Raw genomic sequence first — 12,827 nt, forward strand, 5'->3', positions numbered from 1 at the left:
GGCGGGGCAGCGGCATGTCCGGGCGGCAGGCCCCGCCCGAGCACGGCGGGCACCGGTGTCCGGGACGTCCCCGCCGCTCAGGATGCACCCGCCCCCGGGCGTGACACGCTTTTCCCAAGGCGGCCATGTCCGACCGCTTCACCGTCGGACGCGAGCGGCCGCACTCCACCGGCGTGGAGTCGACGATCCAGTGGTTGTCGAACCAGAAGTCGGTATCCGCAGCCATCATGCGTATCGCGCGCTTGACCAGCGGCAACGCGGCCCGAAGCCGCTTGTTCCAGCCCGGCTGCTTCGGCACGTACGGGAACATCGCTCCCAGTCGGGAGTGTACGAACCGCAGCCAGCGGGACTCGGACGTGAACCCCAGCAGCGCCTGGCCGACGGCCAGGCAGACCAGCTCGGAGTCGGTCAGCCGGGGCGGACGGCCCAGCCATCGGGTACCTCCGATCTCGTCGTCGATCTTCACGTACAGTGCGGTCGGCAGGGCGTCCAGGTTGTTCGTCACACAACGATCTTGGACGCCCTGTCTGCGTTCCCGGACACACCGTCAGCATTCGGAATGACTCGTCTAGCGGCGGCCGCCGGGTCCGGGGACGCCACCGCGGGCGCGGTGCGGCGCGGGGTGAGGGAGGCCAGCACCACCCTGTCGGTCGACCTGGTGGCGAAGGGCGCCGTCGATCGCCGTCGCGCACGACTGGGGCATCGCGCCGCTGCCCGCCCCACCCGGCCTGGAGCAGGCGTTCCTCGGGGACGACCTGTGCGATCTCCTCGTCCCCGCGGGGCATCCCTTCGCCGGGCGGACGGCCGTACGGCGGGAGGAGCCGGGCGGCGAGCGATGGATCTGCCAGCCGCCCGGGCGGGTCTGCCACGACTGGCTGCTGCGGACGCTGCGCGCGGCCGGGCACGAGCCGGACATCGTCCACCGGGCCGACGAGAACCCCACCCTCGTGGCGCCCTGGTCGCGGCCGGGCTCGGGGTGGCGCTCATCCCGCGGCTGGGACGCGGGCCGCTGCCCGCCGGGGTGGTGGAGGTACCGCTCGATCCGATGCCGGTGCGGCGGCGGTACGCGCTATGGCGGACGGGGCGGCCCGGCGTCCGGCCATCGCGGAATGCGTCCGGGTACTCGGCGAGCAGTGGCCGAAAGTGGCGGCTCATCCGCCCCGTTGACCCCCTGGTTGCTCCCGCGTACCGACTTGCGGAAATCCGGGCCGAGTCGGGAACCCGGGCCGGACCGTCCCCGTCCAATCGCAGGCTGCCGGAGAGTCACCACGGTGCGGTGTCGGCCCTCGCCACTGGCTGCGATCGCTGACCACCCTCTCCGCCGTACCGCGGCAGGCGGCCCCACCGCCATCGGCGCGCCCCCTCCAACCGCGCCGGTGGCGGCCCCTGTGCGGTTGCTGCGCGTTCCCTTGACCGGCAGAAACTTCCCGGATATCGGTGACCTCTTGGAAGTTTCCTTCAGTGGATCCGAGCGGATCACCTCCGGAAGGAGCGCACGTGCACGACACCGGCACGGGAAGCACGGGAAACACCGCCCACTCCTCCAGACGCACCGTCCTCGCCGCCACGGCCGGCGTCACCGCCGCCCTCGCGGCCGCCGGGCCCGCGCACGCCGCCGCCCCGGACGACAGCCGGTTGCGCGCCGTCGTCTCCCGCATGACCCTCGCGGAGAAGGTCGGCCAGCTCTTCGTGATGCGGGTCTACGGCCACTCCGCCACCGCTCCCGACCCGGCCGACATCGACGCCAACCTCAAGGAGATCGGGGTCCGTACGGCCGCCGAGCTGGTCGCGAAGTACCGGGTCGGCGGCATCATCTACTTCGGCTGGGCGCACAACACCCGTGAGCCGCACCAGATCACCGGGCTCTCCAACGGCATCCAGAAGGCCTCCCTCCGGCTTCCGCGCGGGCTACCCGTGCTCATCTCCACCGACCAGGAGCACGGGATCGTCGCCCGGGTGGGCAAGCCCGCGACGCTGTTCCCGGGGGCCATGGCCGTCGGGGCGGGCGGGTCGCGGTCCGACGCCCGGGCGCTCGGCCGGATCGCGGGCGCCGAGCTGCGGGCGATGGGGATCCGGCAGGACTACTCCCCCGTGGCCGACGTGAACGTCAACCCGGCCAACCCGGTCATCGGCGTACGGTCCTTCGGTGCCGACCCGCGGGCGGTGTCCGCGCTGGTGGCGGCCGAGGTCGCCGGGTACCAGGGGTCCGGGGTCGCGGCGACCGCCAAGCACTTCCCCGGGCACGGGGACACCAACGTCGACAGCCACACCGGCTTCCCGACCATCACGCACAGCCGGGAGCTGTGGGAGAAGCTGGACGCACCGCCGTTCCGGGCGGCGATCGCCGCGGGCATCGATTCGATCATGACCGCGCACCTGATGGTCCCGGCCCTCGACGACTCCGGCGACCCGGCCACCCTCTCCCGACCGATCCTCACCGGCATCCTGCGCGAACGCCTCGGCTACGACGGGGTCGTGGTCACCGACTCCCTCGGCATGGAGGGCGTGCGCAGCAAGTACGGCGACGCGCGGGTGCCGGTGCTCGCCCTGAAGGCGGGCGTGGACCAGCTGCTCAACCCGCCCGACCTCGACCTCGCCTGGAACGCCGTCCTGACGGCCGTGCGCGAGGGCGAGCTCACCGAGGCCCGGCTCGACGCGTCGATCCTGCGGGTGCTGCGGCTGAAGTCCAAGCTGGGGCTGTTCCGTTCGCCGTACGTCGGTCAGGGCGGGGTCGACCGGACGGTCGGGACCCGGGCGCATCTGGCGGCGGCCGACCGGATCGCCGAGCGGACGACCACGCTGCTCGTCAACGAGGGGCGGCTGCTGCCGCTGTCGCGCCGCCGGTACCCCAAGGTGCTGGTCGTCGGCGCGGATCCGGCCTCGCCGTCCGGCACGACGGGACCGCCCACGGGCGTGCTCGCGGGCGCGCTGAGCGAACTGGGCTTCACCGCCACGGCCCTGTCGACCGGCACGGCCCCTTCGGCGGCCACCATCACCAAGGCGGTCGCGGCGGCGCGGGACGCCGACGCGGTGGCGGTCGCCACGTACAACGTCACCGCGGGCAGCGGTCAGAAGACGCTGGTGGAGCAGCTCGTGGCGACCGGGCGGCCGGTCGTGGCGGTGGCGATCCGCAACCCGTACGACGTGGCCCAGCTGCCGTCCGCGCCGGCCGGTCTGGCCGCCTACTCCTGGACCGATGTCGAACTGCGGTCCGCCGCACGGGTGATCGCCGGGCGGGTGAAGCCGCGCGGGAAGCTGCCGGTGCCGGTGCAGCGGGCGGATGATCCGGAGCAGGTGCTGTACCCCGTCGGCTACGGGCTGTCGTACTAGGCGTACGCCACAGCCCGGGCGCACCACCCCCAACGTGCGCAAACCGCCCCATGTGCCTGGCGTGCGCCCGCTACGGCGGGTCACGCTGGGCGAGCACACTCGGGGGGACGGCGATGCGTGAGCGAAGTGGTGTGGGGGTGGTCTGCGGGCTTTTGGTCCTGCTCGGCGCGTTGCTGACCGGCTGCCAGAGTCCGTCGGGAGGCGTGGCGGAGGACGGCCGGCCGGGTGAGCAGAGGACCGGGAGGACCGGGAGGACCGGGGAGACCGTCACGGTGTCGCCGGCACCGACCCGGCCGCCGGGGTACGGGGCGGTCTTCCTCGCGGTCGACGAGTGCAGTTCGTTCGGCACGACCAGCTTCACCGAGGTGCCGTGCACCGGTGAGCGGGCGGCGGCCCGGGTCGTGGCGCGGCACGACGGCACCGTGCGGGACGGGCCGCGCTGCCCGGAGGCCACCGACTTCGTGCTGCACATCAGCGAGCAGCGGCCCGCGCCCGACAAGGACGGCGACGGGGCGGTCCCGCAGGGCTACGCCTGTATGCGCAACCTCCAGCCGCCGCACCCCGGTGACCCGGGAGGCGGGGGCGGCCCCCGCACGATCGTCGGCGACTGCGTCTACGGCTCCGGCGACGGACAGGTCCGCGAGACCGCCTGCGACGGCACGGGGCGGCGCGAGCCGCAGTACAAGGTGGTCCGGGCGGTCACCGAGCGGGCCGACTGCCCCGGCCCGACCGCGCTGTACGTGCGACTGGGCGGGAAGCGGCCCGTGGGGTGCGCCCGGCCGCTGTGAGCGCTGGCCGTCTGGACGGCGGTCGGAATCGACCCGCCGGCGGCAGGCCGGGGGCGCTCATGGACCATTCTTAGAGCTGACCGGCTGCCCGTCCCCGGAGAAGGCAGCCTCTTCGTCCGCTGGGCAAAGTCCTGCCCCCTGACATCCACGCAGCCCCAGCCCCGCCACACCGCAGGAACTCGGCACCTGACCCTATGGGTGATTCAGCGTGGCAAAACGCACCGGCTCGGTAAGGACCGCAAGGGCTCCATTCTCGTCAGCGGTGCGCGCGGCGAGGGTCGCCTCGGCCAACCGGGCGGGGAGTGCCTCCGAGAACTTGGCCAACCTCTGCGGGGCGGAGTACGACACCATCACTCTTGCTCTACGTCTGCCCACCGACGCAAGCCGCCTGGGTACGCTGTGGGTCTACGGCGGCAACGGCGCCGGCAGCGATCAGAACACCTGCTCCGTGTTCGACAACAACACGGGAACTTCCAAGTGGATGAAGCTGCAGCTCTGCGACAACTACACGAATACACCGTGCGATGTCGACCAGGGCACCTTCAGTCAGTACGCAGGTCCCGTATGGCAGAAGCCTGGAGGCTGTGGCACGGTGACGGCCCTGATGAAGGCGTCATCGAGCTCCTCGACTTATCCCATCAACCGAGTCGCTGACAATGTCACCAACTGCAACTGACGTACACATGGCTGCCCATAAAGGACGTAAGACATTGCGACACAGTCACGGGATCACGCTGTTGTGCGCGGCAGGGTTACTGACGGTGCTCACAGCGTGTGGGGGCTCAAGCGACGTACGGACCAAGGGTGAACGGCAGGTGTCCCGGCCAGCGGCTTCCGCAACCCCGGTCCAGAGGCCAGGCTCTGTTTCTGCGCCACCAAGGGCCTCCGTCGGCCCCGAGGGAGAGGATGCTGCGGCGCAGGAGGACGAGGCCCGCAAGCGGGCTGCTGCCGCGCCCAGTGGCGTGCCGGTTTCAGGTGAACCCTTTGATCCCGCGAAACCGGATTTCGAGAACCCTCTGGTCTCCCGCGGTGACGTCACCGTCTACCGAACCATCCGAACCCGCACGGGCCTGACCGTCCCCGTCACCATCACCAACACCGGTCGCGACCGCGCAGCCTATACGGCGGAGGTGAAAATCACCGGCCCGCAGGCCTTTGAGGCCGTTCTGCACGTCGGAACGGACGGCGCTCCCCTCTACCCCGGCACAAGCAGGCCCACCGAGTTGACCGCCACAGACCCTGGTAAGCCGGTACCCTCCGACCCCACCATCACCATCACCCGCGTCACCCGCACACCGGACGAAAGCTGACGGCCTGCCTGTCGCCATGACCTCGGCATAGCTGAGGCCGGGTCTCGTCCTCGCAGGCGAGACCCGGCCTTGTGACCGCCCTGCAGGAGGTCAGCGGCTGCCGTCGTGCCGATCGCGCCCACGTCCAGGACTTCCTCTCAAGTATCCGTGCGCAGCTTCGCGCACGCCCGTACGGTCTCCAGGAGCGACCGCGTCCTGACGACGTGCCGTCCGCGATGAGCGGGCGGATGGTCTGAGCGTCGCCGGCGATCTCGGCACCCGCACCCAGTGCGTCGGCTCGGCCCGTCAGCGCAATGGCCGCTGCGGCCGCGTGTGTTCCTGCGGGGAGGGTGTCGGCGGCAAGGTGCCGGTCGACAAGGCACCGCAGCACCGGAGCGCTCAACTGAGGCGTCTCCCATCACGCTTACTCCTCTCCGGTCCCTTCTCGTGAGGTCGGGGAGGCGTCCGTCCTGTCCGGACGAACACTCAGCGATTCACGAACGAAAGGCTGCCTGCCGCAATGGCTGATGAAATGGTGCTCCAGGCCCAGAAATGGGTCAACTCAACCTACAAGAACGTTTCCGGCTACAACCCCGTCACGGAAAACGGCAAGACCGGCTGGAACACCATGTATTCACTGACCCGTGCGCTGCAGTACGAACTCGGCATTACAGCGCTGTCCAACGCTTTCGGCCCGACGACCTTATCGAGACTGCAAGCCAAGGGCGCCATCAAGGTCGGCGAGTCCAACAAGAACATCGTCAAGATCATCCAGTGCGGGATGTACTGCAAGGGCTACAGCGCCGGCGCCATCGACGGGGAGATGTCCCAGGCGACCCAGACGGGCATCAACACGATGATGCGGGACATGGGCCTTTCCGCGACCTATCTCAACGGCACGGTGCGCCCGAAGGTGTTCAAGGCCCTGCTGACCATGGACGCCTACACATTCCTGTCCGGCGGACTGGAACAGATCCGCTTCATGCAGCAGTGGCTCAACGGCCGCTACCTCGAGAAGTCGACCTTCTACATCGGCCCTTGCGACGGCTTCTTCTCCCGTGACGTCCAGCAGGCGCTGATGAAGGCCATCCAGTACGAGTCCGGCATCCCCGAGGACCAGGCCACCGGTGTTTTCGGCCCCGGGACCGTGGCCGGCCTGAAGGCCCACACCCTCTCCGAAGGCGACAGCGGCACGTGGGTCCAGCTCTTCACCGGTGCGTGCGTGGCGAACGGCCCCTCCAACGCGAGTGGTGACTTCGCCACCTTCGGCAACAAGTTCGACGCGGACCTCACCGACTGGGTCAGGAAGTTCCAGAGCTTTTCCGCGATCGGCGTGACCGGCAAGGCCGACTTCGACACCTGGGCGCAACTGCTCGTCTCCTACGGGAACCCCGACCGGAAGGTCGACGCCTGCGACACCCGGTTCACCATCACTCCTCAGCGGGCGGAAGCCCTCTACAGGGAGGGGTACCGCGCCGTCGGCCGCTACCTGGAGGAGCCGCCCGGGAGCACGCTGAACAAGGAGATCCAGCCCGGTGAGCTGGAAGCCATCTTCTCCGCCGGACTGAATGTCATCCCCATCTGGCAGTACGACGCACGCAGTCTCGCGGACTTCAAATACAGCAACGGCTACCTGCACGGCAGCCTGGCCCACGGCCGCGCCGCCGGGTACGGGTTCAACAGGGGCACGGTCATCTACTTCGCGGTCGACTACGACGCCACCTCGGCGGACATGGACCTGATCATTGATTACTTCTCCGGGGTGAACGACGCGCTCAAGAGCAACGGCAGCAAGTACATCGCCGGTGTCTACGGCTCGCGGAACGTGTGCGCCAGCGTCTCCGGGGCCACCTACGTCCCTTACGCGTACGTCTCCGGCATGTCCTACGGCTTCTCCGGAAACCTCGGCTTCCCGCTGCCGCAGAACTGGGCGTTCAACCAGATCAAGGAGTTCACCTTCCCCAACGGCTCGGACAGCTTCGGGCTGGACGCGGTGGCGCACCGCCCCGGCGCCGACTTCGGGCAGGAATCGGTCAACGATCCGGGCGGTTCGTCGGTCGACGAGTTCATCGCCTACGCGCAAAGGGTGTACGACGCCGCGGTCTCCTACGGCAAGGGTGATCCGAACGAGCTCTCGTTGCAGTTCATGCGCTGGGACAAGTACACCGACGCCCGGTGGAGAGCGCTGTTCGGCGAGGTCGACGACGCCTTCATCAGCTACGCCACCGGCCGGGGGCTCGATCAGGCGAGGAAGCACGCGTACACCGACCCGTCCATGGGCGCCCTCATCAATCCGGACCACCTCGCGGCGAGCGCCAGTGGTTACTTCCTCAAGGGCAACGCCGGGGTGGGCAAGGCGAACCGCGCCGAACTGGCGAGCTGGGGCGGAGACCTGCTCACGTTCTACGGTGAATGGAGCCGCTCGGACAACGCGTCGCCCCTGGACTTCTGCCGCAAGACGCTGTGCAGGCCCGATGTCGCGTCGACGTTCGCGCTGGGCGACCTCATCGAGGACATCGACGGGTTCCTGATCGCCGAGCGCCTGAAGAACGGCAACACGAACATCGTCCTGGAGCTGAGGAGGATCCTGATCGGAACGGGCCATCTGACGCGCTTCAGCGACTTCAAGCTCTACCGGTTCGGCGGCGTCACGAACAACGTCCGGGAGACGGCGAAGGCGTTCCTGGAGGACCAGATAGACGACACGCTGCTGTCCTCCACCCGTACTCTCCTCATCCACAGGAACTGCCCGGCGGGCAAGGAACCGTGGAACGAGTCAGACTCCGTGATGAGCGAGTTCTACACGGGTTTCGCCGAGACGCTGCAGCGGCTCATCGACCAGCAGGTGGCGCGCCGGGCGAAGTTCCTCGCCGCGCAGGAAGCAGAGAAGAAGTAGGTTTCACATGTTCCTGATGGGCGCGTTGCTGGCTGCGAGTCTGGTCACCGCGGTGGTGGGCATCGTGGTGGTCCTCATCCTGCTGAGCCACCCGCCGCTGCCCGTGCCCCGGGTCTACGCGGTCGTCGCCCTGATCCTGGCCTCCTCGGCGGTGGCGGTGTACGGCTACGGCTGGTTCTCCGTCACCATGGGTGGGCCTTTCCCTGAACTGTGCACGAGCCGGAACGACGCCGGCGCCGACTTGGCGGCCATCGAACAGCAGTACTGGCCTCTTCGAAACGCCTGCGTGTACTCCGACGGGTCGACCGTGGAGTACGTCTCGGTGTCCGTCACCGTCTTCGTGTGCCTGCTGGCGGGTGCCGCCCTCGTCTCGGCCGGCACTTCCGTGTACCTGCGCAAGCGAGTCAGAAAAACTTCTGGAGTGATCTCATGAACACCGATTTCTCGCGCCGCACCCTGATCAGAGGGATCACCGGTGTCGCCGCCGGAGCCACCTTGCTCGCCACGGGGGAGGGCCTCCTCGCTCCCGGCACCGCCCAGGCCGCCGACGCCTCGTGGAAGGGGCCCAGATCGGCGAACGGCTGGGATGTCCTCACCGCGAGCTCGTCGGGCACCGCCCCCTACGACATACCGGGAACAGACCTCCGGGTCGTTCTGCGGGAAGGGGATGTGGGGACCGTCCTGGCCTATGTGGCGCAACGCTTCCACTACGACGTCACCCGGCTCGAAGCGAGCCGCGGACAGATCATCGGGTACAGCGAGGACCGGCGGGTGGCAGCGGACTTCGAGTCCAACCACCTGTCGGGCACCGCGCTGGCGCTGTACCCGGACAATTATCCGCTCGGGGTCAAAGGCAACTTCTTCCCCCACCAGGTCATGGCGATCCGGGACCTCCTCGCCGAACTCCAGGGTGTCGTCAGGTGGGGTGGCGACACGGAGTCGCCCAAGGAATCGGTCTTCTTCATCGACGTCCCGCCGGGTTCGGCGAAACTCGCCCGGGTCGCGGAGACCCTCAGGCAGTGGAGCGTCACCCCCGGCAAGGGGGCCGGGACCCAGATCATCGAGGACCCCAAGCGCATCACGGCCGCGAAGAAGCTCGCCGGTATACAGGCGGCCTGACACGGCCGGTGGCCGGGGAGGCGGCGACGCGCACGGCGTCGGTCGGACACTCAGCGAGCCAGAGACCGGCGTAGTGAACCTCGATGTACGGCGAGGTGAGTCGCCGGGCCGGCGTGCCGCCGTCTTCCACGGCGGCCCTTGGCTGTGTCAAGGTGCCGCCAAAAGCCCTTGGCGTAGTCGAACATGCGCGCACCGTCACCACCTTCAGCCGCAGGAGGATTCCTGATGTCCGTTGCCCCGTTGTGGGACGAACTCGCCGAGCGGCTTCTTCCGGTCTTCGCGGAGTACCGCGGCTACATCGCGGATCTCCCTGTCGAGCTCAAGGCTGACAAGAACCTTCTGCGGGGTGATGCGCCAGCTCTCGCGCTCGGGCGGCACGCCCAGCAGGGCGTCCCAGACCCCCGGCAGCCCGCTGCCGCACGGGCCGCCCGCTCGAGCTGGCCCCTGAGCTCCTTGGCCTTGAGGTCGGTCAGATGCAGAGGGCTCTTGATCGTCCGGACCCGGTCCCCGTGAAACTGCCAGGTGTCACCGTGGTTCACCAGCCGTCCCGGATGGCCCTTCAGCTCCAGCAGGTACAGCCCTCCGGGAACCGCGATCAGCAGGTCGCACTCGTTGACCCGCCCGGACGGGCCGGTGAACTGGAACGTCGCCCACGCACGGTACGGCTCGGCGTCCGGCATCAGCTGCCGTACGTGCTCCAGGCCCTCCTGCTCCCACGCGAAGCCGGAGCGCCGGGGCTGGAACCAGCGGGTACGGCGGGGCGGCGGGCCCGGCTTCGGTGCGGACGGCCGCTCGGCTGGCGTCACCGGAAGACCTCCTGCATCTGGTCGAAGGAACACAGCCGGGCGCCGAGGGCCTCCTTGCGGTGACATGCCCTCGTCCGCCGATTTTTGCCGCGATCTGCTTCCTCGCGGCACTTCATGCACCTTGCTCGGTGCCCAGACAGGCATCGCAGTCGGTCCTGGTCGGCCGGTTCGGCGCTGTGGATAGCGGGCGGTGCGATCATGGGCGAATGTCGCTGCCGAAGCCGACTTCCCACCTGAGAGCGACGTGGCCGAGGACTGGCCACCGGACATGCGAACCGCCTCCCGTCCCCTGTGGGCCGAGAGGCGGTCGAGGACCGGCAACGGGCGGTTACGGACGCAGCGTCATCTCACGCTGCACGTCCCGCTTGTCGAGCTTGGCGTCGAACTTCGCCAGCGGCTTGGCCGCCTGCGGGTCGGCCTGCACTCCGCTGGGGGCGACACCGGCCCAGTCGAGGATGCGGGCGGTGGCCAGGGCCTTCTGCTCGGGCACGAGGCCCGCGACGTTGGCGCCGTGGTTCATGCCGGGGGCGGTCATGACGTAGGAGTCCTTCGCGCCCTTGCCGACGCGGAAGGGTTCCGCGCCCCACGGGTCGTTCTGGCCGTAGACGAACAGCATCCGCCGGGCGTTGTGCCGGACCCAGGTGTCCACGTCGCGCATCGCCGACGGCTGGAACCTCATGGGGATGTCCCGGGGGACGAAGTTGCGCGGCGGCTGGTAGCCGTAGCGGATGTACCGCTTCTCGACGTGCGGGAAGTGGATGGTCGGCGCGCCGAGCTGGGTGCCGGCCTGGTAGTAGTACGGCGTGTAGGTCGTCAGGCCCTGGTCGGCGTAGGCGGAGAAGCCGGAGATCGTGTCGACGGAGTCCCAGATGGCCTCGTCGGTGGCGTTCTTGGCGTCGGCCGGGATCTGTTCGCAGTCGGACAGCAGGCTGTACTGCCAAAAGCCCCACACGTAGTCGAGGACGGTCGCCTCGTAGGCCTTGTCCAGGCTGCCGATGGTGGTGAAGGTGAGGCCGTTCTCCTCGGCGAAGGCCGCGTACTTCTTCTCCAGCGGTTCGCGGCGCACCAGCGCCTCGCGCTGCACGCCGTTCAGCCGGTCGCGGCACTCCTCGGTGCCGACGCGGGCGAAGAAGCGGTCGTAGGCCGAGTCCTCCTTGTTCACCACGTCGTTGGGGGCGACGTAGGCGACGACGCCGTCCATGTCCCGCGGGTAGAAGCGCTCGTAGTAGGTGGCGGTCATGCCGCCCTTCGAACCGCCGGTGGAGATCCAGTTCTTGCTGTAGATGCCCTTCAGGGCCTTGAAGACGCGGTGCTGATCGCTGGCCGCCTGCCAGATGTCCAGCTTGGACCAGTCGGCCGGGGCGGGCCGGGAGGGGGTGAAGAAGCGGTACTCCAGGGAGACCTGGTTGCCGTCCACGATCTGCGTGGGCTCGCTGCGGCGGGGCGTCGTGGAGACGTTGTAGCCGCTGGTGAAGAACACCGTCGGGCGCGAGACGTCCTTGTGCAGCACGGTGATGCGCTGCTGGAACGTGCCCTTGGAGGGCTTGCGGTGGTCAACCGGCTGCGTGTAGTTCAGGACGAAGAAGCGGTAGCCGGTGTACGGCTTCTCCTCGACCAGGCTCATGCCCGGTATGGAGAGCAGCCTCTCCTTGATGTCGGTGGTGCCGGCGGCGTCGGCGGCGGTGGCCGCTCCCGCCGTGCCCAGTGTGCCTATGAGCACCGTGAGCGCCAGCAGCCATCTGAGCGCCTTGCGCATGCGCACTCCCCTGTGAGACAGATGTGCGCCGGAAGCTAGCGGACCAACTCACCCAAGCACCAGGGGACATAGGGAAAACCCTGTGCGCGGGGGGCGTGTCGCCGGGTGCGGGACCTCAGCAGAGGATCCAGCCGGAGCTGAACTTCCCCCTGCCGACCTGACCCTTGAGCCAGACGCAGCGGCGCCCGGCGTGCACGGTCACCGGGCCCGCGTGGTGGGCGTACTTGCCCTCGTCGACGACGGGCCGGTTACCGCGCGCCTGCACGCTCACCGACATCTTGCGCAGCGCGCCGCGCTTCTTGGGGAGGGTGACGGCACAGACGTAGCCGCCGCGCTTGTAGACGAGCACCGTGCCGGTGGAGAACGGCAGGGTGCGGACCTTGCGCCCGGGGCAGAGCGCGGTGGCGGCCTGTGCGTCACCCGGCGCCGCGACGGCGAGCAGTCCGGACGCGGTCAGCACGGCCAGCCCGACCGCGAGCCGCCGGCGTATCGCTCCACTGTGCACTGTCGTCCTCCCGTACCGCGTCGTCCGCGACCATCGGCGTACGCCTGTATGGACGCATGACGTATGTCGGACGGTTGCACGAGCGTTACGAAAACGCGCCCCGGCGACGCCGTCAGCGGGACGCGCCGACCGGCTCCTCCGGCTCGGGGGCACCGATGAACGTCCGCCACAGCTCCGCGTACCGGCCCCCGCGCGCGAGGAGTTCCTCGTGCGTGCCGTCCTCGGCGACCCGGCCGTGATCCATGCCGACTCCTGTGCTGACGCCTCGGGGATCCACGGCACCTCCGAAATCCTGATGTCCGGGCGGGGAACGTCGGCCACGCGCGCGGGGGTGCGCG

General features: G+C 69.2%; 11 protein-coding genes and 2 pseudogenes. 8 read left to right on the forward strand and 5 right to left on the reverse strand.

Translation table 11 applies throughout. The features are described 5' to 3' along the window. Positions 1-505 (reverse strand): annotated as a pseudogene (locus ABZ281_RS16460) (hypothetical protein); the annotation flags it as partial. Positions 506-643: 138 nt separating this feature from the next. Here ABZ281_RS16460 and ABZ281_RS16465 point away from each other — a divergent pair. From ABZ281_RS16465 to ABZ281_RS16500, 8 genes and pseudogenes are all read left to right on the forward strand, one after another. Next, positions 644-1,167 (forward strand): annotated as a pseudogene (locus tag ABZ281_RS16465) (LysR substrate-binding domain-containing protein); the annotation flags it as partial. Between the two features lie 330 nt (positions 1,168-1,497). Then, positions 1,498-3,330 carry a glycoside hydrolase family 3 protein gene (locus ABZ281_RS16470; RefSeq protein WP_356656052.1) on the forward strand — a complete coding sequence of 611 codons (1,833 nt, stop codon included), beginning with the start codon at positions 1,498-1,500 and terminating at the stop codon, positions 3,328-3,330. 113 nt (positions 3,331-3,443) lie between these two features. Continuing rightward, complete coding sequence (locus tag ABZ281_RS16475; RefSeq protein ID WP_356656054.1) at positions 3,444-4,118, forward strand: hypothetical protein; 675 nt, start codon at positions 3,444-3,446, stop codon at positions 4,116-4,118. Positions 4,119-4,326: 208 nt separating this feature from the next. Next, entirely contained in the window at positions 4,327-4,794 is a 468-nt protein-coding gene (locus tag ABZ281_RS16480) for a hypothetical protein (RefSeq protein ID WP_356656056.1), read from the forward strand. A 286-nt stretch (positions 4,795-5,080) separates the two neighbouring features. Further along, a complete protein-coding gene (locus tag ABZ281_RS16485) occupies positions 5,081-5,428 on the forward strand; it encodes a hypothetical protein (protein ID WP_356656058.1) in 348 nt (115 codons plus the stop codon). 499 nt (positions 5,429-5,927) lie between these two features. Then, positions 5,928-8,303 carry a glycoside hydrolase domain-containing protein gene (locus ABZ281_RS16490; protein ID WP_356656060.1) on the forward strand — a complete coding sequence of 792 codons (2,376 nt, stop codon included), beginning with the start codon at positions 5,928-5,930 and terminating at the stop codon, positions 8,301-8,303. A gap of 7 nt (positions 8,304-8,310) precedes the next feature. After that, positions 8,311-8,736 (forward strand): hypothetical protein, encoded by a 426-nt coding sequence (locus ABZ281_RS16495; protein ID WP_356656062.1) that lies wholly within the window; start codon positions 8,311-8,313, stop codon positions 8,734-8,736. After that, the gene (locus ABZ281_RS16500; RefSeq protein WP_356656064.1) at positions 8,733-9,422 is read left to right on the forward strand and encodes a hypothetical protein; all 690 of its coding nucleotides are present in this window, start codon (positions 8,733-8,735) and stop codon (positions 9,420-9,422) included. Before ABZ281_RS16495 ends, ABZ281_RS16500 begins: the two co-directional genes overlap by 4 nt. Before the next feature lie 293 nt (positions 9,423-9,715). Here the strand turns inward: ABZ281_RS16500 and ABZ281_RS16505 are convergent, their stop codons facing one another. From ABZ281_RS16505 to ABZ281_RS16520, 4 genes are all read right to left on the reverse strand, one after another. Then, positions 9,716-10,228, reverse strand: coding sequence for an NERD domain-containing protein (locus tag ABZ281_RS16505; protein WP_356656066.1), 513 nt, complete (start codon positions 10,226-10,228; stop codon positions 9,716-9,718). Positions 10,229-10,556: 328 nt separating this feature from the next. Continuing rightward, positions 10,557-11,984: a S28 family serine protease gene (locus ABZ281_RS16510; RefSeq protein WP_356656068.1), complete on the reverse strand. Its 1,428-nt coding sequence runs from the start codon at positions 11,982-11,984 to the stop codon at positions 10,557-10,559. A 115-nt stretch (positions 11,985-12,099) separates the two neighbouring features. Continuing rightward, positions 12,100-12,489 (reverse strand): hypothetical protein, encoded by a 390-nt coding sequence (locus ABZ281_RS16515; protein ID WP_356656070.1) that lies wholly within the window; start codon positions 12,487-12,489, stop codon positions 12,100-12,102. A gap of 112 nt (positions 12,490-12,601) precedes the next feature. Further along, complete coding sequence (locus tag ABZ281_RS16520; RefSeq protein WP_356656072.1) at positions 12,602-12,733, reverse strand: hypothetical protein; 132 nt, start codon at positions 12,731-12,733, stop codon at positions 12,602-12,604. Between the last annotated feature and the right edge of the window lie 94 nt (positions 12,734-12,827).

It is taken from the genome of Streptomyces sp. NPDC006265 (assembly GCF_040613555.1).
Classification (GTDB): domain Bacteria; phylum Actinomycetota; class Actinomycetes; order Streptomycetales; family Streptomycetaceae; genus Streptomyces.

Excerpts from the sequence above, each read along its gene's own strand:
- ABZ281_RS16500 (WP_356656064.1), top strand. The coding sequence starts at position 8,733 with ATGAACACCGATTTCTCGCGCCGCACCCTGATCAGAGGGATCACCGGT.
- ABZ281_RS16495 (WP_356656062.1), top strand. The coding sequence starts at position 8,311 with ATGTTCCTGATGGGCGCGTTGCTGGCTGCGAGTCTGGTCACCGCGGTG.
- ABZ281_RS16475 (WP_356656054.1), top strand. The coding sequence starts at position 3,444 with ATGCGTGAGCGAAGTGGTGTGGGGGTGGTCTGCGGGCTTTTGGTCCTG.
- ABZ281_RS16490 (WP_356656060.1), top strand. The coding sequence starts at position 5,928 with ATGGCTGATGAAATGGTGCTCCAGGCCCAGAAATGGGTCAACTCAACC.
- ABZ281_RS16520 (WP_356656072.1), bottom strand. The coding sequence starts at position 12,733 with ATGGATCACGGCCGGGTCGCCGAGGACGGCACGCACGAGGAACTCCTC.
- ABZ281_RS16510 (WP_356656068.1), bottom strand. The coding sequence starts at position 11,984 with ATGCGCAAGGCGCTCAGATGGCTGCTGGCGCTCACGGTGCTCATAGGC.